The sequence below is a fragment of the Pectobacterium artocarpous genome, from assembly GCF_046159765.1.
In the GTDB taxonomy this organism is placed as follows: Bacteria; Pseudomonadota; Gammaproteobacteria; order Enterobacterales; family Enterobacteriaceae; genus Pectobacterium.
The window spans coordinates 1-22,603 of sequence record NZ_JBJXVK010000022.1; the positions used below are offsets into that span (position 1 = coordinate 1).

At 52.9% G+C, this 22,603-nt stretch carries 21 protein-coding genes; 3 read left to right on the forward strand and 18 right to left on the reverse strand.

All coding sequences use genetic code 11. The features are described from left to right. Window positions 1-60: 60 nt before the first annotated feature. The 4 genes from hemG to pepQ are packed head-to-tail and all read right to left on the reverse strand — an operon-like array spanning window position 61 to window position 4,059. A complete protein-coding gene (gene hemG / locus ACKQAD_RS14640; RefSeq protein WP_409160828.1) occupies window positions 61-600 on the reverse strand; it encodes a menaquinone-dependent protoporphyrinogen IX dehydrogenase in 540 nt (179 codons plus the stop codon). Window positions 601-621: 21 nt separating this feature from the next. Next, the gene (gene trkH, locus ACKQAD_RS14645; RefSeq protein ID WP_409160829.1) at window positions 622-2,073 is read right to left on the reverse strand and encodes a Trk system potassium transporter TrkH; all 1,452 of its coding nucleotides are present in this window, start codon (window positions 2,071-2,073) and stop codon (window positions 622-624) included. A 43-nt stretch (window positions 2,074-2,116) separates the two neighbouring features. Further along, complete coding sequence (locus ACKQAD_RS14650) at window positions 2,117-2,728, reverse strand: IMPACT family protein (RefSeq protein WP_409160830.1); 612 nt, start codon at window positions 2,726-2,728, stop codon at window positions 2,117-2,119. Next, complete coding sequence (gene pepQ / locus ACKQAD_RS14655; protein ID WP_409160831.1) at window positions 2,728-4,059, reverse strand: Xaa-Pro dipeptidase; 1,332 nt, start codon at window positions 4,057-4,059, stop codon at window positions 2,728-2,730. The genes ACKQAD_RS14650 and pepQ overlap by 1 nt, the downstream gene beginning before the upstream one ends. Window positions 4,060-4,245: 186 nt before the next feature. Between pepQ and fadB the strand changes: the two genes are divergently transcribed. Both fadB and fadA read left to right on the forward strand, forming a co-directional pair. Next, on the forward strand, window positions 4,246-6,435 hold the full coding sequence (gene fadB, locus ACKQAD_RS14660) for a fatty acid oxidation complex subunit alpha FadB (protein WP_409160832.1): 2,190 nt from the start codon (window positions 4,246-4,248) through the stop codon (window positions 6,433-6,435). Between the two features lie 11 nt (window positions 6,436-6,446). After that, the gene (gene fadA, locus ACKQAD_RS14665; RefSeq protein WP_409160833.1) at window positions 6,447-7,610 is read left to right on the forward strand and encodes an acetyl-CoA C-acyltransferase FadA; all 1,164 of its coding nucleotides are present in this window, start codon (window positions 6,447-6,449) and stop codon (window positions 7,608-7,610) included. 92 nt (window positions 7,611-7,702) lie between these two features. Here the strand turns inward: fadA and fre are convergent, their stop codons facing one another. Next, window positions 7,703-8,404: an NAD(P)H-flavin reductase gene (fre, locus tag ACKQAD_RS14670; protein ID WP_409160834.1), complete on the reverse strand. Its 702-nt coding sequence runs from the start codon at window positions 8,402-8,404 to the stop codon at window positions 7,703-7,705. A 49-nt stretch (window positions 8,405-8,453) separates the two neighbouring features. Further along, window positions 8,454-9,950 carry a 4-hydroxy-3-polyprenylbenzoate decarboxylase gene (ubiD, locus tag ACKQAD_RS14675; RefSeq protein WP_409160835.1) on the reverse strand — a complete coding sequence of 499 codons (1,497 nt, stop codon included), beginning with the start codon at window positions 9,948-9,950 and terminating at the stop codon, window positions 8,454-8,456. A 201-nt stretch (window positions 9,951-10,151) separates the two neighbouring features. On the opposite strand from ubiD, the gene rfaH reads away from it, so the two are divergent. Then, the gene (gene rfaH / locus ACKQAD_RS14680) at window positions 10,152-10,640 is read left to right on the forward strand and encodes a transcription/translation regulatory transformer protein RfaH (protein ID WP_409160836.1); all 489 of its coding nucleotides are present in this window, start codon (window positions 10,152-10,154) and stop codon (window positions 10,638-10,640) included. Window positions 10,641-10,693: 53 nt separating this feature from the next. Here rfaH and hemB read toward each other — a convergent pair whose 3' ends face one another. The 12 genes from hemB to argC form a co-directional block, all read right to left on the reverse strand. Then, a complete protein-coding gene (hemB, locus tag ACKQAD_RS14685) occupies window positions 10,694-11,716 on the reverse strand; it encodes a porphobilinogen synthase (protein WP_409160837.1) in 1,023 nt (340 codons plus the stop codon). A gap of 17 nt (window positions 11,717-11,733) precedes the next feature. Further along, entirely contained in the window at window positions 11,734-12,516 is a 783-nt protein-coding gene (gene tatD, locus ACKQAD_RS14690) for a 3'-5' ssDNA/RNA exonuclease TatD (RefSeq protein ID WP_409160838.1), read from the reverse strand. 105 nt (window positions 12,517-12,621) lie between these two features. Beyond that, complete coding sequence (gene tatC / locus ACKQAD_RS14695) at window positions 12,622-13,371, reverse strand: Sec-independent protein translocase subunit TatC (RefSeq protein ID WP_409160839.1); 750 nt, start codon at window positions 13,369-13,371, stop codon at window positions 12,622-12,624. Window positions 13,372-13,374: 3 nt separating this feature from the next. Continuing rightward, window positions 13,375-13,968, reverse strand: a complete 594-nt coding sequence (tatB, locus tag ACKQAD_RS14700; protein ID WP_409160840.1) for a Sec-independent protein translocase protein TatB — start codon at window positions 13,966-13,968, stop codon at window positions 13,375-13,377. Between the two features lie 3 nt (window positions 13,969-13,971). Further along, a complete protein-coding gene (tatA, locus tag ACKQAD_RS14705; protein ID WP_409160841.1) occupies window positions 13,972-14,232 on the reverse strand; it encodes a Sec-independent protein translocase subunit TatA in 261 nt (86 codons plus the stop codon). 82 nt (window positions 14,233-14,314) lie between these two features. Then, the gene (gene ubiB, locus ACKQAD_RS14710; RefSeq protein ID WP_409160842.1) at window positions 14,315-15,955 is read right to left on the reverse strand and encodes a ubiquinone biosynthesis regulatory protein kinase UbiB; all 1,641 of its coding nucleotides are present in this window, start codon (window positions 15,953-15,955) and stop codon (window positions 14,315-14,317) included. After that, window positions 15,952-16,575: a ubiquinone biosynthesis protein UbiJ gene (ubiJ, locus tag ACKQAD_RS14715; RefSeq protein ID WP_409160843.1), complete on the reverse strand. Its 624-nt coding sequence runs from the start codon at window positions 16,573-16,575 to the stop codon at window positions 15,952-15,954. Before ubiJ ends, ubiB begins: the two co-directional genes overlap by 4 nt. Before the next feature lie 12 nt (window positions 16,576-16,587). Next, window positions 16,588-17,343 carry a bifunctional demethylmenaquinone methyltransferase/2-methoxy-6-polyprenyl-1,4-benzoquinol methylase UbiE gene (gene ubiE / locus ACKQAD_RS14720; RefSeq protein WP_409160844.1) on the reverse strand — a complete coding sequence of 252 codons (756 nt, stop codon included), beginning with the start codon at window positions 17,341-17,343 and terminating at the stop codon, window positions 16,588-16,590. A 135-nt stretch (window positions 17,344-17,478) separates the two neighbouring features. Beyond that, complete coding sequence (rmuC, locus tag ACKQAD_RS14725) at window positions 17,479-19,041, reverse strand: DNA recombination protein RmuC (RefSeq protein ID WP_409160845.1); 1,563 nt, start codon at window positions 19,039-19,041, stop codon at window positions 17,479-17,481. Between the two features lie 219 nt (window positions 19,042-19,260). Then, complete coding sequence (gene argH, locus ACKQAD_RS14730; RefSeq protein WP_409160846.1) at window positions 19,261-20,634, reverse strand: argininosuccinate lyase; 1,374 nt, start codon at window positions 20,632-20,634, stop codon at window positions 19,261-19,263. Window positions 20,635-20,696: 62 nt separating this feature from the next. Further along, window positions 20,697-21,470 (reverse strand): acetylglutamate kinase, encoded by a 774-nt coding sequence (gene argB / locus ACKQAD_RS14735; protein WP_409160847.1) that lies wholly within the window; start codon window positions 21,468-21,470, stop codon window positions 20,697-20,699. A 37-nt stretch (window positions 21,471-21,507) separates the two neighbouring features. Continuing rightward, window positions 21,508-22,512 (reverse strand): N-acetyl-gamma-glutamyl-phosphate reductase, encoded by a 1,005-nt coding sequence (gene argC / locus ACKQAD_RS14740; RefSeq protein WP_409160848.1) that lies wholly within the window; start codon window positions 22,510-22,512, stop codon window positions 21,508-21,510. Window positions 22,513-22,603 lie beyond the last annotated feature (91 nt).

Here is a 22,603-nt window from a genome sequence, read left to right on the forward strand (position 1 = left end):
CTAAATGCAAAATAATTTCCGAGTGGGGATTTTTTCAGCAAAGCGCAGTAAAAGATGGCGTTATGCCGGATTTTTCGCCGCTAATTGGGCAAAATCCTGAGCGAAACGGGCAACCTGCTGCCAGTCCGTATATTCAATCTCTTTTGTGCTATCCGTTTCGCCCCCCGTTATACGCATAATCAATTGAATCATTACCCGATCGAACCAACGATAGCGCGGATAACGCAGCGCACCCGCGAACACACAACACAGATCCGGTTGCCAAGGAGAATTCAGTAAAAACTTACGCGTGTAGGCATTGGTTTGTACCGTGCGTTTTTCTGGCTTACGTGCAGTGAGATTCACGGAGAAGAAGGCGCTGGGCCGTTGTTGCAGAGAAGCCAGATGCTTACGGATAAATTGATTTACCGCAGGTTGAAAGCGCCCGTATCGAATTGATGCTCCAATCACAACCCGATCGTATTGCCCCAGATCGATATCATTCGCATTCAGTACGTTAACAACATCACACTCCAGAGTTCCTTTCAGCGTATTCGCAATATAGGAGGCAATAGCTCTTGTTTGCCCATCCCGACTCGAAAACACGATCAAAGCTTTCATTGTTCTTTATCCTTAGGAGGACTATTCTCGCCAGAAGGTTGGCGTAAACAGTACTAAAAGCGTGAACACTTCCAAACGACCAAACAACATTGTCATTATCAGAATCCATTTCGCCGTATCATTCATCGACGTAAAATTCTCGGCAACGACGCCTAGCCCCGGCCCCAGGTTATTCAATGTGGCGGCGACCGCGGCAAACGCGGAGAAATCATCAACGCCTGTCGCAATGACGGCTAGCATGCTGACAATAAAAACCAGCGCATACGCGGAAAAGAATCCCCACACGGCTTCAAGGATACGTTCAGGTAGCGCCCGATGGCCCAGCTTAATGGTGTAAACCGCATTCGGATGCACTAAACGCTTAAGCTCACGCGAACCTTGTAAGAAAAGCAGCAGGATACGAATCACTTTCAGGCCGCCCCCGGTTGAGCCCGCACACCCGCCAATAAACGCGGAACACAGCAGCAAAACGGGCAAGAAAAGCGGCCACGATGCAATGCTATCCGTCGTAAATCCTGCCGTTGTCGCCATGGAAACAACCTGGAAAAATGCCTGATTGAGAGTCTGCATCCCGCTGTCATAAACGTGGTGGAACCACAGGACAATCGTACACACGGCCACCAGCGACAGTTGCACAAAAATGAACATGCGGAATTCTGGGTCACGCCAGTATACCTTCAGGCTGCGACCACTCAGCAGGGCAAAGTGCAAGCCAAAGTTACAGCCGGAAATCAGCAAGAATATGGCGATGATGGTGTTAATCGTTGGGCTATTAAAGTAACCGATGCTTGCATCGTGAGTAGAAAAGCCACCGACAGATACCGTAGAGAAACTGTGCCCAATCGCATCAAACACTGGCATTCCAGCCAGCCAGAGCGCGACGGCGCAGGCAATGGTGAGTAAGAGGTAAATCAGCCACAGCGTTTTTGCCGTATCGGCAATACGCGGGCGCATTTTATTTTCCTTCAGCGGTCCTGGCATCTCCGCACGATAGAGCTGCATCCCACCGACACCAAGAATCGGCAGGATAGCAACCGCGAGTACGATGATCCCCATCCCCCCAAACCATTGCAGCATTTGTCGATAAAACAGGATAGCTTTAGGCAGTGAATCCAGTCCGACCAACGTGGTTGCCCCCGTCGTCGTTAACCCAGAGAACGATTCGAAAAACGCATCCGTCACACCCAGATTAGGATGTTCAGCAAACAAGAAAGGCAGCGCACCGACGCTTCCCAGCACCGTCCAGAAGAGGACAACGATCAGGAATCCTTCACGCGATTTCAGTTCATGCTTCTGTTTGCGGTTTGGTAGCCACAGCATGATGCCAATCGCCAGCGCGACAATAAAGGTCTGCGTAAACGCCCGGCCTGCGCCATCGCGGTAAATTAACGCCACCAGTCCGGGAATAACCATCGTCCCGGAAAACAGGATAACCAACTGGCCAACAATACGGGTTATGGCGCGCAAGTGCATCGCAGGGAATTCCTTAATGATTCATAAAAAAGCGCTGGGATTATTATGGAATCGGCAATAAATGCAACGCGCCGCGGCTTAAATCACGCAATTTTGTTGCCGCTTCCTCGGTTCCCCTAACGGGGATAGAGAACCGTAATACAACTTCCACGCCATACTCACTATGCAGCACTTTCCCGCCAAGCTGGAAGATCAGTGATTCCACCTGAGGCAGCAGTGCATAGTCACAGTGTAAGCCATACTCTTGTTGCAAGACTTTCTCTTGCAGCGATAACAGCTTCAGCGCTTGCTGGACCCCACCGCCATAAGCCTTTACCAGCCCGCCAGTGCCCAGCGGGATTCCACCATAGTAACGCACGACCACGGCCGTAATCTCACCGACACCGCTTCCCATCAGTTGCGACAGCATCGGTTTTCCCGCCGTGCCGGATGGCTCGCCATCGTCAGAAAAACCAAGCTGCTGGGAATCGTCAGGCGCACCCGCAACAAACGCCCAGCAGTGATGCCCCGCCGAGGCATGTTCTTCCCTAACGTGCTGGATAAACGCCTTTGCCGCGTCGATTCCCGGCGTTGCCGCCAGAATCGTCGTAAATCGGCTTTTTTTAATTTCCTCGCTGAAGCTCACTGGCGCAGCAGGGATTGGATACGCTTGCATCAGGCCAGATTCAGGTCGCGTGTCATGTTCTCCACGCGCCCGTCATGAATGACAATATTATCCTCAATACGGATACCGCCAAACGGTTTCAACGCATCGATTTTTTGCCAGTCAACATGCTGACGCAATTCACCCTCGCGCCACGGAGCGAGCAAGGATTCGATGAAATAGATGCCCGGTTCGATCGTCATGACCATGCCAGGTTCCAGCACGCGGGTACAACGCAGGTAAGGATGCTGCGACGGCGCCGCCAGATGCGTGCCGCGATCGTCTTGCATAAACCCAGCGACATCATGCACCTGCAAGCCCAGAGGGTGACCAAGCCCGTGCGGCAGGAAAGGCGACGTGAGTCCCTGCTCCACCATCGCCTCTTCGCTGATGTCCCGCACCAACTGATGTGATTTCAGCAGCTTCGCAATCCGCTGATGCATCTGAATATGGTAATCGGTATAACGCACGCCCGCCTGAACGGTATCAATCAATGCAAGCATTTCCTGATTGAGATCTTTAATCAGCAGGGCAAACGCGCCATCGCTCTGCGCAGAATAGGTTCGCGTCAGATCGGCGGCATACCCGTTATATTCGGCACCTGCATCAATTAGGAAGCTACGGGCATCGGAAGGCACCTGATGATCTAACTGGGTATAGTGCAGCACCGCAGCGTGCTCATTGAGCGCAATGATATTGCCGTAAGGGACATCAATATCCCGATGACCGGTAGCCGTCAGGTAGGCCAAATTAATATCAAATTCACTCATCCCGGACAGAAACGCTTCATGCGCCGCCCGATGACCGATAACGGCCGTCTTCTGTGCTTCACGCATGCAGGCCAGTTCGTAATCGGTTTTGTACGCCCGGTGATAGTGCAGATAATCCAGCACGCCCTGAGGATTAATATTGTCCGCACGAATCCCCAAATCCTGTGCACGTTGCGGTGCATAACCGATATAGGCAACACGCTCGCGCTGCGACGGCAGGCATTGCCCAATATCATCAGCATTGCGTAGTACGGTAATATCGATCTCTTCCGTCCAGAAACTTTCAGGAATCGGTGCCACGTTATGCCAGTAATCAACAGGTGAGTAGAACCACAGCTTCGGCGGGTTAACACCGTCAACCCATAGCCAGCAGTTCGGCACCTGCGTGACGGGCACCCAGGCTTTAAATTGCGGGTTAACTTTAAAAGGGTAGTCGTGATCGTCCAGAAAAACGGTCAACAGCTCACCAGAATGAATCAGTAATGCGTCAAGCTGATGGCGCGCTAAAACCGCCTGAGCACGCGCTTGCAGCGTAGCCAGATGGTGATGATATAAAGAAGCCAGCTTTTCCATGAGTATCCTTGTACGTCACGACACGATCTCTCCATTTTAACACAGGCATCCCTCAAGGGCAGCGTCCGGTGCTTTGTGATCGATTCGGCAAAAAATTAATCTCTCGTTTGCAAAAAATTAACATTAAAACCACAATTTGATTATCTGGTCATACCAGATAACTCACACAAAACAGCGGAGATAAACATGCTTTATCAAGGTGAATCCCTCTACCTTAACTGGCTTGAGGACGGCATTGCCGAGCTGGTATTTTCTGCCCCTGGCTCCGTAAACAAGCTAGATACCCGCACAGTGGCCAGCCTGGGTAAAGCGTTGGACGTTCTGGCGGAACAGTCGAATCTGAAGGGATTATTGCTACGTTCTGACAAACCTGCATTTATTGTCGGTGCCGACATCACGGAATTCCTTTCTCTTTTTGCCGCGCCAGCAGAAAAGCTGCATGAGTGGCTTGTCTTCGCCAACCGCATTTTCAACCGCCTTGAGGATTTGCCCGTTCCCACACTATCCGCGATCAATAGCTATGCGCTGGGTGGCGGCTGCGAATGCGTACTGGCAACCGATTTTCGTTTAGCAACGACGGATGCACGCATCGGTCTGCCTGAGACCAAACTGGGGATCATGCCGGGCTTTGGCGGCACCGTTAGGCTACCACGCCTGCTGGGCGCGGACAGCGCGCTGGAGATCATCGGCGCAGGTAAAGATATCAGCGCAGCCGATGCCTTAAAAGTGGGACTGGTGCAGGCCGTTGTCACCAATGAAAAGCTGATTCCCGCCGCCACCAAGATGTTGAAACAGGCGATTGACGGTTCACTGGACTGGCAGGCTTATCGACGTCCGAAACTTGACCCGCTGAAGCTCAATAAGATTGAAGCCATGATGAGCTTTACCACCGCCAAAGCGATGGTGCTGCAAACCGCTGGCAAGCACTATCCCGCACCGATGTTAGCGGTAAAAACCATCGAAGCCGCTGCGACCATGACGCGTGATGACGCATTGCAGCTCGAAACGCAGCACTTCGTCCAACTGGCGCGCTCAAATGAAGCGCGTGCACTCGTCGGCATTTTCCTCAACGATCAGTATGTTAAAGGCAAAGCGAAGAAGCTGATTGGCGAGACATCCGTACCGCAACAGGCCGCCGTGCTGGGTGCAGGCATTATGGGCGGCGGAATTGCTTATCAATCCGCATTCAAAGGTGTGCCGATTCAGATGAAAGATATCAGTGAGAAGCCGCTTGCGCTGGGGATGAGTGAAGCAGCCAAGCTCCTGAATAAACAGATGGAACGCGGCAAGCTGGACGGAATGAAAATGGCGACGATTCTGGCCAGCATTCAGCCAACGCTGGATTACGCCGGCTACGAGCGCACCGACATCGTGGTTGAGGCTGTGGTTGAGAACCCGAAAATCAAAGCCAGCGTACTTGCCGAAACTGAGTCGCACGTTAGCGAGAATACGATTCTGGCTTCGAATACCTCAACTATCCCGATTGCTTCACTGGCTGCATCGCTAAAACGGCCACAAAACTTCTGCGGGATGCACTTCTTCAACCCGGTACACCGCATGCCGCTGGTCGAAATTATTCGCGGCCCTAAAACCAGCGACAGCACCATCGCTAGCGTGGTCGCTTACGCCAGCAAGATGGGTAAAACGCCGATTGTCGTGAACGACTGCCCCGGATTCTTCGTGAATCGCGTACTGTTTCCCTACTTTGCTGCGTTCAGCCTACTGCTCAGAGACGGTGCCGATTTCCGCGAGATCGATAACGTCATGGAGAAAAGATTCGGTTGGCCGATGGGGCCGGCCTATCTGCTGGATGTTGTCGGCATCGACACCGCTCACCATGCTCAGGCCGTCATGGCCGCAGGATTTCCACAGCGCATGGCGAAAGACTACCGTGACGCAATTGACGTGTTATTTGAGCATCAGCGATTTGGGCAAAAAAACGGTCTGGGCTTCTACCGCTATCAAACCGATAGCAAAGGCAAGCCGCGTAAAGAGCAGGATGAAACCGTAGATACACTCCTTAAAGACATCAGCCAACCGAAAAAAGCATTCAGTGCAGAAGAGATTATCGCTCGAATGATGATCCCGATGATTAACGAAGTCGCACGTTGTCTGGAGGAAGGCATCGTCGCCAGCCCGGCCGAAGCGGACATGGCGCTGGTATACGGACTAGGCTTCCCTCCCTTCCACGGCGGCGCCTGCCGCTATCTGGATACCTTGGGCAGCCAGCGTTATGTCGAGATGGCGCAGCAGTTGGCGTACCTCGGCGCAATCTATCAGGTGCCAGACAGCTTGCAGCAAAAAGCCAGAAGTAATGAAGGCTATTACCCATCAGTCGCGCCACACGCGGACGTTTCTTACGGTCAACCGGCATGAGGACGGGAAATATGGAAAAGGTAGTGATTGTTGATGCCGTACGCACGCCGATGGGGCGCTCCAAAGGCGGAGCCTTCCGTCAAGTGAGAGCCGAAGACCTGTCCGCACACCTGATGCGTAGCCTGTTGAGCCGTAATGCAGCGCTGGATGCCCGTGAGATCGACGATATCTATTGGGGATGTGTGCAACAGACGCTGGAGCAAGGCTTCAACGTTTCCCGCAATGCCGCTTTGCTGGCAGAAATTCCGATGAATGTCCCCGCGACCACGGTTAACCGGCTATGCGGCTCCTCTATGCAGGCGCTGCACGATGCCGCCCGTGCCATTATGGTTGGCGACGCAAATGTCTGCTTAATCGGCGGCGTTGAGCATATGGGGCATGTACCGATGAATCATGGTGTCGATTTTCATCCAGGGCTAAGCCGCACTGTAGCTAAAGCCGCGGGTATGATGGGATTGACGGCGGAAATGCTAGCGCGTATGCACAATATCGGTCGTGAGATGCAGGATCAGTTCGCCGCTCGTTCGCACCAGCGGGCACATCACGCTACCCAGTCAGGGGCGTTCCGCCATGAAATCATTCCCACGGCAGGGCATGATGCCGACGGCGCGCTGCAACGCTTCGATTATGATGAGGTCATTCGCCCGGACACCACCATCGATAGCCTTGCCGCACTCAAACCGGCGTTTGATCCGGTTAACGGCACGGTAACCGCTGGATCATCCTCGGCGTTGTCCGATGGCGCAGCAGCCATGTTGATCATGAGCGAATCCCGTGCAGCATCGTTAGGCTTACCCGCACGGGCTCGCATTCGGGCAATGGCCGTGGTGGGTTGCGACCCTTCAATTATGGGCTACGGCCCTGTTCCAGCCACCAAGCTGGCACTGAAGCGAGCAGGATTGAGCCTCACCGATATCGGTCTCTTTGAGCTCAATGAGGCATTCGCTGCCCAAACGCTACCCTGCATTAAAGATTTGGGATTGCTGGAACAGCTTGATGAAAAGGTCAATCTTAATGGTGGCGCGATTGCACTGGGTCACCCGCTCGGTTGCTCGGGGGCGCGCATCTCTACCACATTGATTAATCTGATGGAAAGCCGCGACGTTCAATTTGGCGTGGCAACCATGTGTATTGGGCTGGGCCAAGGCATTGCCACGGTGTTTGAACGCGTCTGAATATAGACACGCGTTGCCAGAGCAACACCAAAAACTAAAAATCCCACGGCCGTGGGATTTTTAGTTTTTAACTGTGACGGCCATTGACCGTTTTAAATAAACGAAAACGCATCGCTGAACATATGCGCCGTCAGCGCACCGCGCTCGTTACAAAAACGCTCACGTGCAATTTTCGCCATTTCAAAACGACCAGCAATGTAGATATCTTGCTCTGCCAACGAACCGTAATCTTGCAATACCGCGCTCAGAACGGTTCCCGTTCTGCCATTCCATCCAGCCTCCGGCTGTTCGACTACCGGCACCACCCGCAGGTTGGGGTGCTTGGCTGCAAAGCCTTCAAGCTCTGCTAAATCGTACAGATGCTGGGATTCACGTCCACCCCAGTAAACGGAGATATCGCGCTCGGGCTGCTGTGCCAGCGCGGTCAGCAGGATAGAACGCACATATGAAAACCCGGTTCCGCCCGCAATCAGCACCAGCGGACGCGTACTCTCTTCCCGCAGCCAGGCTTCGCCATGTGGAATATCGACCGTCAGGGATTTTTCCTTGTGAATACGTTCCATCACTGCCATCGCGTAAAGATTCAGTTCGGACGCCCCAATGTGCAATTCGATAAAATTTTTATCCATCGGGGTCGATGCCAGTGAGAAAGGACGTTTATCCCGATCGCCCATCACCACCATCAAATACTGGCCAGCCCGAAAGGAAAACGGCGCTTCAGGTAATAAACGAACGCGATAGACCGTATCGGTTATGGCTTCGACCGAAGTCACTTTACAGCTCAATGTTGTCATGCATTCCCTCTATAGGGTCATAAAAGCAAAACCGAGAACAGGGCAGCCGTTAACGGCGGGGCTCTCTGTCACTAAAAATGGCCAACTCGTCCCATATTTCATCAATGCGGGCACAAACCTGTGGATCTTTCTTGATGGGGTGTCCCCACTCGCGCTGTGTCTCGCCGGGCCATTTATTAGTGGCATCCAGACCCATTTTGGAACCCAGACCAGAAACTGGCGAGGCGAAATCAAGATAGTCGATCGGCGTATTTTCCACCAATACCGTATCGCGTGCCGGATCCATACGCGTCGTGATCGCCCATATCACGTCGTTCCAGTCACGGGCGTTAACGTCATCATCGCAGACAATGACAAATTTCGTATACATGAACTGACGTAAAAAAGACCATACGCCCATCATGACGCGTTTGGCATGACCTGCGTACTGTTTCTTCATGGTAACGACCGCCAGACGATAAGAGCAACCCTCCGGTGGCAAATAAAAATCGACAATCTCAGGAAACTGCTTTTGCAGGATCGGCACGAAAACTTCGTTCAACGCCACACCCAGCACCGCAGGCTCATCCGGTGGCCGCCCCGTGTAAGTCGAGTGATAAATGGCATTCTGACGCTGCGTGATATGCGTGACGGTAAAGACCGGAAAATGGTCAACCTCATTGTAATAGCCGGTATGATCGCCATAAGGCCCTTCTGCCGCCATTTCTCCGGGTTCAATATAGCCTTCCAGAACAATTTCCGCACTGGCGGGCACTTCCAAATCGTTCGACAGACACTTCACCACCTCGGTCTTATGCCCACGTAGCAAACCTGCAAACGCATATTCTGATAGCGTATCGGGTACTGGCGTCACCGCACCGAGAATCATCGCAGGGTCAGCCCCCAAGGCAACAGACACCGGAAAACGCTGCCCCGGATTTTCCTGACACCACTCCTGAAAGTCCAGCGCACCACCGCGATGAGATAACCAACGCATGATCAGTTTGTTTCTACCCAGCACCTGCTGGCGATAGATCCCCAGATTCTGCCGTTCTTTATGCGGGCCGCGTGTCACGGTAAGTCCCCAGGTAATCAGCGGCGCGGCATCTTCCGGCCAACACTGCATAACCGGAATCCGGCGCAGATCAACGTCATCTCCTTGCCAAACCTGTTCCTGACACGGTGCCGAAGAGAGCCGTTTTGTCGGCATATTCAGTACCTGACGAAACTTCGGCATTTTATCCACCAGATCGCGAAACCCTTTGGGTGCTTCAGGCTCTTTCAGAAACGCCAGCAGTTTACCCACGTCGTGCAATGCGCTGACATCCTCTTGCCCCATTCCCAATGCAACACGTTTCGGTGTGCCGAATAAATTGCACAGCACCGGCATGTCATAGCCTTTGGGGTTCTCAAACAGGAGAGCCGGCCCTTCCGCACGCAGCGTTCGGTCAGCAATTTCCGTCATTTCAAGGTAAGGATCGATGGGTTGGGTAATGCGTTTCAACTCCCCTCTCTCTTCCAGCAGCGAGAGGAATTCGCGTAAGTCACGGTATTTCATGCTATTCATCGGGGGCAGTCTATCGTTCTGGCTATTATAAAGTCTCTTCACCCACCTGTCGCTTCCCGCAGCGCCTATTTATGGTAAGAATCCAATTACCATCAAGAATCCACTCGCCATTAATGTGGTAACAAAAATATCTGCCGAAAATTTTTTATCCGTGCTCGCTTTTGTTATGCTTGCTCGTCGGAATCATCAGTCTGCGAAATTATGGAAGCTTGGTACTTATTGTATTGTAAACGCGGTCAACTGCTGCGTGCAAAAGAGCATCTGGAACGTCAGGATGTGACCTGCGTGAGCCCGATGATCACGCTGGATAAAATCGTCCGTGGTAAACGAACAGAAGTGTGTGAACCGCTGTTCCCGAACTACCTGTTTGTGGAATTCGACCCCGAGCGCATCCACACCACCACCATCAGTGCAACGCGTGGGGTGAGTAATTTTGTGCGATTTGGCACACTGCCAGCGACCATTCCGCAGCAGGTTATCGATGAGTTATCGCTTCGCCCTATTCAGGGAATCATTGACCCACTGACGCCACAGCCCGGCGATAGCGTGGTCATTACCGACGGGATTTTCTCTGGCCTTCAGGCGATTTACACCGAACCTGACGGCGAAGCCCGTTCGATGCTGTTACTGAATATGTTAAACAAGCAGGTTCGGCAGAGCATCGATAACCGGGAGTTTCGCAAAACCTAGCCTGACGTCACCTTTGCTCCCGGCGCGTTTATCCCGCGCCGGATAAGGCAGACTTAGCGCTGCATGTGCTGATCGTGCAGCCACTGTGCGACACGTTTGGCAAAATAGGTCAGTACCCCATCCGCGCCCGCGCGTTTAAAGCACAGCAGAGACTCCATCACCACCGGTTGCTCCTGCAACCAACCGTTCTGAATCGCCGCCATGTGCATCGCATATTCGCCAGATACCTGATAGGCAAACGTTGGCACGCCGAACGTATCCTTAACGCGACGAACCACGTCCAGATAAGGCATCCCCGGTTTCACCATCACCATATCCGCACCTTCCTGTAGATCCTGTGCGATTTCCTGCAAGGCTTCATCGCCGTTGGCTGGATCCATCTGGTAGGTTTTTTTGTTACCGCCTTTCAGATTGCTGGCTGACCCCACGGCATCGCGGAAGGGCCCGTAGTAGCACGATGCATACTTAGCCGAGTACGCCATGATCTGGGTATTGATCAGATTCTGTCCTTCAAGCATGTCGCGGATAGCGCCGATACGGCCATCCATCATATCGCTGGGAGCAATAATCTCTGCTCCGGCTTCAGCGTGGGACTGCGCCTGACGCACCAAAATTTTCTTGGTGACGTCGTTAATCACATACCCGTCTTCATCAATAATCCCGTCCTGCCCGTGCGTCGTGTAGGGATCGAGCGCCACATCCGTCAGCAAACCCAACTCAGGAACGGCATCTTTCAGCGCGCGGATCGTGCGGGGAACCAGGCCATCCGGATTGTAGGCTTCTTCGGCATATAAGGATTTCTTATCTGCTTCAACAACGGGGAACAGCGACAGTACCGGAACGCCAAGCTTAGCAATCGATTCTGCTTCTTTCAGAAGCACATCGATAGTCATCCGATATACCCCCGGCATTGAGGGAACTTCCTGACGATGATTTGTCCCTTCCATCACGAAAACGGGATAAATCAAATCATTCACCGTCAGCTGATTTTCAGCAACAAGGCGACGGCTGAAATCATGGCGGCGAATACGGCGCATACGTCGGCCGGGGAACGTGCCGGGAAAAGCATTGCTCATGTCATTATTCTCCTGAATCAGGCCAGTCGGAAAATCCGACGGGCATTTCCATCTGTTGTCTGTCCCAACCAAGTGGCATCTTCTCCACGCCACGCCGCAATCTGGCGAATAATATGAGGCAGATAACAGGGTTCGTTACGGCGGGATGCCGGTTTAGGGCGTAAATCCCGAGGTAACAGATAAGGTGCGTCGGTTTCCATCAACAGCCGATCGGCAGGGATATGCGGCAGTAACGCGCGTAGTTCAAGCCCGCGACGCTCATCACAAACCCAGCCGGTAATACCAACCATCAGTCCCGCCGCCAGGCATTCATCTAATTCATGACGATTGCCGGTGAAGCAGTGAACCACAGCGGCAGGTAACTGACTCAGCCAGGGCTTCAGCAGAGAGATAAAGCGGGGATGCGCGTCACGGCAGTGAAGGAAAACCGGCATAGACAGCTCAGCCGCCATCGCTAGCTGTGCGCTGAATGCCTGCTCTTGTTCTTCTGGCGTCGAAAAATTACGGTTGAAATCCAGCCCGCATTCGCCGATGGCAACCACGCAGTCGGCGCTTGCCAGATGGTGAATCTGTTCGGCGATGGCGTCATTCCATTGGCTGGCATCATGTGGATGAACACCCGCCGTTGACCAGCAGTAATCGGGATAGGCTTGCGCCAGTAACATTGCCTGCTGGCTTTCCTGAGCATTAGTTCCGGTGATCAAGATGCCACTGACGCCCGCTTGCTTCGACCGCATGAGGACCTGCTCCCTGTCTTTTTCAAACTGAGAACTGGTTAAGTTAACGCCGATATCAAACATGACTCTCACCTGCTTGTAACCGTTCACCAATTTCGTTCTGGCGAACAAAAAATAAGACCTCTCAAAGAGAGGTCATTTTACCGTCCTACCGCAGGAAACCGTATGTTACTGCGATGGCTCTTCGGTTTCAGTTCGTCGGCCTTTGCCAACGTAAAACCGCGAGAAGAAGACGCCGATTTCAAACAGCAGATACATGGGAATTGCCAGCAGCGTCTGTGAGAAAACATCCGGCGGCGTTAGCAACATACCGACAACAAATGCGCCGACCAGAATATAAGGTCGCTTTCTTTTCAGATCTTCCGGCGTCACCACTCCGCTCCAGCAAAGCAGCACAATGGCAACTGGCACTTCAAACGATACCCCGAACGCCATGAACAGTGCCATAACAAAATCGAGGTAGTTATTAATATCGGTCGCAATCAATACGCCAACGGGCGCGGTTTTTGCGAAAAAGCCAAACGCCAGAGGGAACACCACAAAGTACGCGAACGCCATACCCGCATAAAACAGCAGACTGCTGGAGACCAACAGCGGCATCATTAAACGACGCTCGTGTTTATACAGCGCAGGAGCCACAAACGCCCATACCTGATACAGCACCAGCGGTGCGGCAACAAACACGGAGACAATCATCGTCAGCTTTATCGGCGTAAAGAAAGGCGAGGCGACATCGGTCGCGATCATACTGGCACCTGCCGGTAATTTCTCGATGAGTGGAGCAGACACCAGTTGATAGATGTCGTTGGCAAAAAACACCAGTGCAATAAATACCGCCAGCACACAGATAATGCTATTGAGTAGACGCTTGCGTAGCTCAATCAGGTGGCTAATTAGCGGTTGAGTATCATCGGCCATAAACTAACGACTATCGCTCGGTTGACGGGCAGAAACAGCAGAAAACTGGGACTGCTCAGGTTTGACATGATCGTTGCCGACACCTTCAGCACGTGTCGTACTGCCGCTATCATGGTGATGTTCAGCAACAGCACCCTTTTCAGGTTTAGGCTGGCTGGCTGACGGACGTACTGCGGTTTCCGCTTCAATGACCCCATCGTAGGCCGCTTCAGGGTCGTTTAACGGGGTGTTGCGTTGCGATTCCGCCGTCGCACTATGATCATCAGACTTTTGGTGATCATCTGAATTTTGCGGTGACGATGGCTCGGTATAGCCACGTTTCATCGCTTCTGCCGCCTCTTTGAGTTCATCCATTGAGGCTTTCAACTCAGGCGACAGATTCTGCAAACTGGCTTTTTCGACTTTTTTCAGGCTTTCCTGAAACTCCTGAAGTTTCAGTTCCTGCGACAGCTCATTCTGAACGGTAGACGCCAACGCACGCAGCGTCCTGATCCAGCTAGCAACTGTCTTGACCGCCACAGGCAAACGCTCCGGCCCAAGAACAACCAGGCCGAGAACCATCACCAATAGCAACTCACCAAAACCGATATCGAACACAGATTACACCTGCTCTTTATGCTGGCTCTTCGTGTCGCTCGGCTTGACGTCTGATTGGTGGTCAGTGATAGATTTTGTAGAGAAATCTGCATCTGGCTGCGTTTTGTCTTCGCTAGTGGAAGGCTGATCGTCACCCATCGCTTTCTTAAAACCTTTTATTGACGCGCCCAGATCCGAACCCAGCGTTCTCAGCTTGTTGGTTCCGAACAGCAGTACGACGATGACTGCGATAATCAACAGGTTCCAGATACTAATACCACCCATAACATTTACCTCTTTTCAAAAAGGGGAACGACAGAATTCCCGTAATTATATCGGGTAATTCTGGCGTGCATCATGATCTGCTTCAACGAGTTCGACGCCAGCCGATAATCCAGGCAACAATTCCTGCGGCCATCAGCCCTGCGGGAACCATGTCGGCTTCAACACGGCTGATCAGTAACAACGTACCACTGATTAGTAGCGTTGCGCCAATACCCAAAAGATATCGTGATTGCCCTTGACGCGCCTGCTGCGTTTTCAGCTCATAGGCCAGTTGATCGACGCTGTGTTTTAACATCTTATGCTGACGCAGCCCGTCATAAAACAATTCAGGCACTTCCGGCAGTTTTTCCGCCCAGAACGGCGCCTTTTCTTTTAGCGCACGAAAAACCGCAGGCAAACCGACCTGCTGCTTCAGCCAGGTTTCCAGAAACGGCTTGGCGGTTTTCCACAGGTCGAGCTGCGGGTAAAGCTGCCGACCAACACCTTCAATATACAGCAGCGTTTTTTGCAGCAACACCAACTGGGGCTGCACTTCCATGTTGAAGCGACGCGCCGTATTAAACAAATTCAATAATACATGGCCGAACGAAATTTCCGCCAACGGCTTCTCGAAGATCGGCTCACAGACCGTACGAATCGCAAATTCAAAATCGGCAACATTAGTTGCCGCTGGCACCCAGCCAGAATCCACATGCAGCTCGGCGACTTTACGATAATCACGGTTGAAGAAGGCGATGAAATTCTCGGCCAGGTAGCGCTTGTCTTCTTTATTCAACGAACCGACGATACCGCAATCAATACCGATGTATTGCGGGTCTTCCGGGTGCTCGTGGCTGATAAAGATATTGCCGGGATGCATATCTGCATGGAAGAAACTGTCGCGGAATACCTGAGTGAAGAAAACCTGAACACCCCGTTCTGCCAGCAGTTTCATATCCGTTCCATTCGCTTTCAGCGCATCGACATCAGAAACGGGAATACCGTAGATTCGCTCCATCACCAACATGCCTTCGCTGCAATAATCCGAATAGATTTCCGGCACATACAGCATCGGGCTGTTCTCAAAATTCCGTCGCAGTTGGATGGCATTGGCCGCTTCTCGCAGCAAGTTCAGCTCATCAAGCAACGTTTTTTCGTATTCCAGCACCACTTCGCGCGGTCGCAGGCGGCGACCATCCGGCAACAGGCGAGGCAGCCAGCCAGCCAGTCGTTTCATCAGGCGCATATCCGCTTTGATGACCGGCAAGATATCCGGGCGGATAACCTTGATAACGATCTCTTTTCCCGTGCTTTTCAGACAGGCGGTATGTACCTGTGCAATGGAGGCAGAAGCCAGCGGTTTAATGTCAAAATCATCAAACCACTCTTCAAGAGGAATCCCTCCCATCGACAGCTCAATTTGCTCGCGCGCCAGTTTGCCATCAAACGGCTCAACCTTATCCTGCAACATCGCCAGTTGATCGGCGATAGCAGGTGGGAAGAGATCGCGGCGCGTAGACATCATTTGTCCGAACTTAATCCACACCGGCCCCAGTTCCTGAAGCGCCAAACGCAGACGTTCTCCCAAAGGCATGTTGCGGTGGAGATTGGGTAACCAGAACAGCAGATGACGGCCCGCACGCAACGGAAGCGTCAGACGCATTTTAGGAATGAGTTCGTCCAGACCATAGCTCAACAGCACACGCACAATGCTGTAAAGGCGACGTAATTCACTGGGCGTCATCGTAAAGCCTCCAGTTTCGCCAGTCGTTCGGACAACCTATCGGCTGATTTATCCAATGCAACGATTTCCTCATGAAACCAGGCGCTTTCCAGTTTTCCCGGAGCCAGTCGCCACTCTTCCGTTAACGTCTCGGACAGGAAATGTTGCTGCTGATGTAATAACCGTCTCAGGAAGCTCAGGGTTTTCTGTGCTGTCTGGCTAAGGCCTTGGGCAACAATATCGCCCAGGTAGGGAGACAGCCATTCCGCGGGATCGAACTCTGCCAGATCAACCAGCACGATGAACTGTTGAACGACTTGAATATCACCTTCAATCACCAGTTCGCCGCTTCTCATCAGCGACGATAGCTGCTGACGATCGCGTAATTTCATCAGAACCGGGACGCGTGTTTTCAGGCGGCAATCCGTCAACTCGCCCCACTGGCTGACAACGTCCAGACGCTGTTCGTTAAACACCAGCACCAAGGGCACATCCAGTTCAGCCAACTCGATCTGAAGTGTTTTCCCCTGTAAGCGCTGGCGGGCAGACTTCATGTTTCGATCACAAGAAATCGTATCGTGAAAAAGCAGCTGATTCAGCGCAGTTTCCAGCGTAGCAGTCAGAAAAGACGTTATCAGCATTGGCGTTTCCAATCAGAATTTAAACCCACGGTGCAGTGCGACAATACCACCGGTGAGGTTGAAATAGTTTACGCTGTCAAAACCGGCGTCGCTCATCATCCCTTTCAGCGTTTCCTGATCGGGATGCATACGGATGGATTCCGCCAGATAGCGGTAGCTCCCGGCATCACTCGCCACGGCTTCGCCAATTCTCGGCAGGATATGAAAGGAATAGGCATCGTAAACGGTGCTCAGCTGTTTAATTATTGGCTTGGAAAATTCCAGCACCAGCAACCGACCACCCGGTTTCAGGACACGGAACATTGAGCGCAGCGCTTTGTTTTTGTCCGTCACGTTGCGCAGACCAAAGGAGATAGTAATGCAGTCAAAGAAGTCATCAGGGAACGGCAGCGCCTCTGCATTGGCCTGCACATAGCTGATGTTGTCGATAATGCCTTTGTTACGCAGTTTCTCACGGCCCACTTTCAGCATTGATGCATTGATGTCCGCCAGAATGACTTCCCCGCCTTCGCCAACCATACGGGAGAATTTGGCGGTTAAATCCCCTGTTCCTCCGGCCAGATCCAGAACACGCTGGTTACGCCTTACCCCACTGCATTCGATGGTGAAACGTTTCCAGATTCGGTGGATGCCAAAGGACATCAGGTCATTCATCAAGTCATACTTTGCTGCTACGGAATGAAAAACTTCAGCCACCATGACTTCTTTTTCATCCCTGGCGACAGTCCGAAAACCAAAGTCGGCCGTATTCTCCTGCTCACTTGCCATCTTATCCGCCTACTATTTCAGTCAAATTTCGGGTCTACCCATTTATGGTGAGAGTGTACCAGACCCGGATAAAAACCCCACTGCACTAATTTCTTTCGCATAGCCGCATGCCAAACCCACGAAATCCATACCCATTTAGTACGGGTGAACACGGGTAGAGAAGAGCGTTTCTCCTGCTTCACCTTCCGTTTTTACGGCAGGAGAGACAGCGTCGGGCGCGACAGAACCCGGTAATTCATCGCGTTCAGCGTGCTCATTGGCCGTTGCTTTTTCGGCCAATGACGGGCTGATCGTGCGTTTAATTTCGACCCCCAGCGCACGGAACCCCTCAGCCTGGCCAATAAGGTTACCACGCCCAGAGGAAAGTTTATTCATCGCCTGACGATAAGTGCCCTGCGCTTTATCCAGACTCTGTCCCATCGCTTCCATGTCATCGACGAACAACCGCAGTTTATCGTACAGCCGTGACGCTTTTTCAGCGATGTGCTGTGCATTGCGGCTCTGCTGTTCATAGCGCCATAGGTTATTAATGGTACGTAACGCCACCAGCAGAGTGGTCGGGCTGACCAGCATAATATTGTGCTTTAGCGCCTCGTTGATCAATTCGGGCTGGCGATCGATAGCAACCAGAAAAGCGGGTTCGACCGGAATAAACATCAGCACGTAGTCTAGCGAACGCAGCCCCGGAAGCTGCTGATAATCTTTGCTGCTCAGTTGCCGAATGTGGCTACGCACCGAGAGCAAATGTTCGTTCAGCGCCGTATTACGCTCGACATCATCGTCACTATTGAAATAGCGCTCATAAGCCACCAGCGACATCTTGGCATCAATCACGACATCTTTACCCTGCGGTAAACGCACAATGACATCCGGTTGCAGGCGGCTATTCGTCCCCGTCTGCACACTGACCTGCGTCTGATACTCATAGCCTTCACGCAGACCGGAGGCTTCCAGCACGCGGCTTAACACCACCTCGCCCCAGTTACCCTGCGTTTTATTATCGCCCTTCAGCGCTTTTGTCAGGTTGATGGCTTCATGTGCCATCTGCGCGTTCAACTGTTGCAAATTGCGGATTTCATGCGCCAGCGTGTGACGTTCGCGTGCTTCCGCACCAAAGCTGTCCTGAACCTGACGACGAAAACCATCAAGCTGCTCGCGCAGCGGCATCAACAACTTATCCAGGCTCTGTTTATTTTGCTCATCCACCTTGCGGCCACTGTGTTCAAAAATACGGTTCGCCAGATTCTCAAACTGCGTCGTCAACCGCTGTTCGCTATTGGCCAACAGCCTCTGCTTTTCTTCCGCCGCCATACGGGTTTCTTCCAGCCGAATGGTGACTTCCCGCAGTTCCGCTTCCTGTGCGCGGTTTATTTCACGCAGCGTTCGCAGTTCCTGATTGAGCTGCACGCACTCTGCACGAAGCTCACTCAACTGTTGCAGCTTTTCATGGCTGGCAGAGAGTTGCGCGTGAACTGTACGCAGTTCCAGCTCGTTTTGCCGCAACCGCTGTTCATCCTGCTGTTTTGCCTGCTGCTGCTCGCTGAGCGACTGTTGGGTCTGTTGTAACGTCTGCGCCAGCAGCCGCTGTTCGGTGTCATGCTGAGACAGCTTCCGCTGATGAATTAGGCTGACAATCAGCCACCCGATCAGTAGCCCTACCGCACCGCCGCCCAGACCATAAAATATGCTGATATCCACTTTGCCTCCGCAGGCCTTTCACGCTGTCGGTAAGGTAAAATGATACTGTATGGATGTCCAGAAACAATTCCAGTGGGGGGTACGCTGAGCAGAAAAATGCGAGCCGCATTCCATATAAACAAGGATAGATGATAATTTGCAGGAGAATCAGAGGGGTAACGTTGACATTCCCCCAACGCGGAACAGCAACGTTGGGAGAACTGAAACAGACGGGGCGACTTAAGCTAAGCGCTGTTTCGCATCACTGATCGCTTTCGCGACCTGCTGCGGTGACACGCCACCTTGTGCAGCACGCTTATCCAGACAGGATTGCAACGCCAGAATCGGGTATACATCCTCACCAATCACCGCACTGAATTTTTGCAGATCGGCCAGCGGCAACGCTTCCAGGGCTTTACCCTGACGAATGGCTTCTACCACCGCCTCACCCACGATATGATGCGCTTCACGGAACGGGACGCCTTTCGCAACCAGATAATCCGCCAGTTCGGTGGAGTTTGCGTAGCCTTGCTCGGCTGCTTCTTTACAGCGCGGACGCTTAATCTGAATGCCTTCCAGCACCAGACCTGCCATCATCAGGCAGTCGTGCCAGGTATCCAGCGCGTCAAACAGCCCTTCCTTGTCTTCCTGCATGTCTTTGTTATACGCCAGCGGCAGGCCTTTAAGCGTCATCATCATGCCGGTCAACGCCCCCTGTACGCGACCGCATTTACCACGAATCAGCTCCAGCGCATCCGGATTTTTCTTCTGTGGCATCAGGGAAGAACCGGATGTCACACGGTCAGACAGTTCAACAAACGCCGCTTCACCGCTGTTGAAGAAGATCAGATCTTCGGCAAAACGCGACAGGTGGATCATGCCGATCGAGGCATCGGATAGCAGTTCCAGTACATGATCGCGATCGGAAACCGTGTCCAGACTATTACGCGTAGCCGAGGCAAATCCTAACCAACCTGCCAGTTGCTCACGGTCAATCGGATAAGCCGTTCCCGCCAGCGCACCACAGCCCAGAGGGCTGACATCCAGACGCTTCAGCGTATCTTCCAGACGGCTTTCATCACGCGCCAGCATCTCATGGTAGGCCAGACACCAGTGGGCAAACGTCACCGGCTGTGCACGCTGCAAGTGGGTGTAGCCCGGCATCACCGCATCCTGATTCGCTTCCGCCGTCGTGACCAGCGCCTGACGCAGTTGGCGTACAGACAGCAGCAGCTCGGCAATCTGCGCCTTGCACCATAGCTTCAGATCGGTAGCGACCTGATCGTTACGGCTACGACCGGTATGCAGTTTTTTACCTAAATCACCGACTTTCTCAATCAGGCGCTGCTCTACCCAGCTGTGAATATCTTCTGCATCGCTTTGCAGGATCATCTCAGGCTCGGCTTGTACCTCAACCAGCAGCGCGTTCAGCGCCTGTTCCAGTTGCTGCTGTTCCTGTTCGTTGAGCACGTTAACCGTCACCAGCGCTTTCGACCAGCCGATCGAACCCACGATGTCCTGCTCCGCCAGACGGTAATCAAACCGCAGTGAGTCATTAAATTGTTTAAAACGCTGATCTGCTGCCTGACTAAACCGACCGCCCCACAAAGCCATAACTCTTACTCCTAAAAATATCATTCACGTTGGTATCGCATCATGCCATACCCAGAAACGACTTACGCCAGAATACGCGTACCAATCGCTACGCCGTTGAACAGCGCAGGGAGTTGCTCGGCATGACGCCAACTGGCGATATCAACCGGACGGCCCAGCGCACGAGCGGCATCCAGCGCGGCGTTGACCTTAACAATCATGCCGTCGGTAATGATGCCCTGAGCAATCAAGTGTTCGGCTTTCTCTGCCGTCATTTCAGCAATGCGCTGACCTTTACCGTCCAGAATGCCGCTCACGTCAGACAGCAGGATTAAATCCGCACCCAGCGTTTGCGCCAGCGCCGTCGCTGCCTGATCGGCGTTGACGTTCATCAGGTCACCCTGCGCCGTAATACCGATGGAGCTGACAACTGGCAGATAGCCCGCAGACAGCAGCGTGTTCAGCAGCGCAGGCGATCCCGCTTCCGCTTTACCCACAAAGCCCAGCGCTTCATCTAGCTGTGTGACCGTCGTGCTGCCGCCATCGCCCAGACACAAGCCGACCGCGTTGATGTCATGTTTCTTCGCCCATGACAGCAGCGTCTTATTCGCGGAACCCGCCAGCGCGCCGGTGATGATGTCGATCTGATCGGCAGGCGTGACACGCAGGCCGTTTTTCTTCACGACGGGCAACGCCAGTTTCTTCATCAGGTCATCCACCAGACAGCCGCCACCGTGCACAATCACCAGCGGACGCTGATGTTCCCGGCGGTAAGCCACCAGCGCGGTGAACAGACGTTCCAGCGCTTCTTCGCTATCCAGTAAAACGCCACCTAATTTGATAATTAACGGATTCATTATGCTTCACGCCTCGAAATGTCGGGACCAGTAGTCATTAAATTAACGATTGGGTTTCAGGGAAACCAAAACGAATGTTCATGCATTGCACAGCCTGTGCTGCCGCGCCTTTCAGCAGATTATCTTCGGTTGCCACCACGATCAGGTGCTCACCGTCAACGGAGAAACCGATATCGCAGAACGGCAGGCCGACAACGGATTTCAGCGCCGGAACGCCCTTATCGTACAGGCGAACCAGCGGCTTATCGTGATAAGCAGTGTGATAGGCTTCGGCGACATCCTGCGGGGTTACACCCGGTTGCAGGCGACAGGTGATGGTTTCCAGAATGCCGCGAGCAAAGTTGCCCAAATGCGGTGTAAAGATCACTGGCGTACCGAGGTGCATTGAAATTTCAGGTTCATGGCGGTGGTTGAAAATGCCATAGGGTTGCAGGCTGACTTCACAGAAGCTGCTAGTCATCGACGCTTTACGCCCCGCCCCGCTCACGCCGCTGACGGCATTAATCACTGGCCACTGTGCCGGATTCAGCAGTTGTGCATCCAGCAGCGGCTTCAGCGCCAACTGCGCAGCCGTGGGATAACAGCCCGGCACGGCAACCAGCTGTGCGTGTTTTACGCTTTCCGCACGCCATTCGGCCAGCCCGTAAACCGCTTTTGCCAGCCAGTCAGGGTGCTGATGTTCAAAACCATAATAGCGACGATAAAATTCAGCATCCTGTACGCGGAACGCGCCGGACAAATCAAAAACCGTACAGCCTGCCGCCAGAAAAACAGGGGCCAGATCGTGGCTGACTTTGTGGTCGGTCGCCAGAAAAACGACATCCACGCCTTTCGCTGCTTCTTCAGCATCGGTCAGCGGTTTTACCGGTACATCAATGATACCTTTGAGCTGCGGATGTAAATCAGAAATCAATTTTCCTGCATCGACACTTTGCGCAGAAACCATCAAAGCGGTTATGTTCATCTGTGGGTGACGGTTCAGGTAGAGCGCAAGCTCCGCGCCGGTATAACCACTTGCACCAACAATCAGCGTATTCAGCATGGGATCCGTATACCTTCTTACTTATCTATGAAACAGGTAACAGGGCTCACCAGCGTCGGTACGCAGTTCACCCGCGAAGCTCAGTGAAAGT

What these genes read in the sequence shown, in the direction of transcription:
- hemG (WP_409160828.1), bottom strand. Translation starts at nt 600, where the DNA reads ATGAAAGCTTTGATCGTGTTTTCGAGTCGGGATGGGCAAACAAGAGCT.
- trkH (WP_409160829.1), bottom strand. Translation starts at nt 2,073, where the DNA reads ATGCACTTGCGCGCCATAACCCGTATTGTTGGCCAGTTGGTTATCCTG.
- ACKQAD_RS14650 (WP_409160830.1), bottom strand. Translation starts at nt 2,728, where the DNA reads ATGCAAGCGTATCCAATCCCTGCTGCGCCAGTGAGCTTCAGCGAGGAA.
- pepQ (WP_409160831.1), bottom strand. Translation starts at nt 4,059, where the DNA reads ATGGAAAAGCTGGCTTCTTTATATCATCACCATCTGGCTACGCTGCAA.
- fadB (WP_409160832.1), top strand. Translation starts at nt 4,246, where the DNA reads ATGCTTTATCAAGGTGAATCCCTCTACCTTAACTGGCTTGAGGACGGC.
- fadA (WP_409160833.1), top strand. Translation starts at nt 6,447, where the DNA reads ATGGAAAAGGTAGTGATTGTTGATGCCGTACGCACGCCGATGGGGCGC.
- fre (WP_409160834.1), bottom strand. Translation starts at nt 8,404, where the DNA reads ATGACAACATTGAGCTGTAAAGTGACTTCGGTCGAAGCCATAACCGAT.
- ubiD (WP_409160835.1), bottom strand. Translation starts at nt 9,950, where the DNA reads ATGAATAGCATGAAATACCGTGACTTACGCGAATTCCTCTCGCTGCTG.
- rfaH (WP_409160836.1), top strand. Translation starts at nt 10,152, where the DNA reads ATGGAAGCTTGGTACTTATTGTATTGTAAACGCGGTCAACTGCTGCGT.
- hemB (WP_409160837.1), bottom strand. Translation starts at nt 11,716, where the DNA reads ATGAGCAATGCTTTTCCCGGCACGTTCCCCGGCCGACGTATGCGCCGT.
- tatD (WP_409160838.1), bottom strand. Translation starts at nt 12,516, where the DNA reads ATGTTTGATATCGGCGTTAACTTAACCAGTTCTCAGTTTGAAAAAGAC.
- tatC (WP_409160839.1), bottom strand. Translation starts at nt 13,371, where the DNA reads ATGGCCGATGATACTCAACCGCTAATTAGCCACCTGATTGAGCTACGC.
- tatA (WP_409160841.1), bottom strand. Translation starts at nt 14,232, where the DNA reads ATGGGTGGTATTAGTATCTGGAACCTGTTGATTATCGCAGTCATCGTC.
- ubiB (WP_409160842.1), bottom strand. Translation starts at nt 15,955, where the DNA reads ATGACGCCCAGTGAATTACGTCGCCTTTACAGCATTGTGCGTGTGCTG.
- ubiJ (WP_409160843.1), bottom strand. Translation starts at nt 16,575, where the DNA reads ATGCTGATAACGTCTTTTCTGACTGCTACGCTGGAAACTGCGCTGAAT.
- ubiE (WP_409160844.1), bottom strand. Translation starts at nt 17,343, where the DNA reads ATGGCAAGTGAGCAGGAGAATACGGCCGACTTTGGTTTTCGGACTGTC.
- argH (WP_409160846.1), bottom strand. Translation starts at nt 20,634, where the DNA reads ATGGCTTTGTGGGGCGGTCGGTTTAGTCAGGCAGCAGATCAGCGTTTT.
- argB (WP_409160847.1), bottom strand. Translation starts at nt 21,470, where the DNA reads ATGAATCCGTTAATTATCAAATTAGGTGGCGTTTTACTGGATAGCGAA.
- argC (WP_409160848.1), bottom strand. Translation starts at nt 22,512, where the DNA reads ATGCTGAATACGCTGATTGTTGGTGCAAGTGGTTATACCGGCGCGGAG.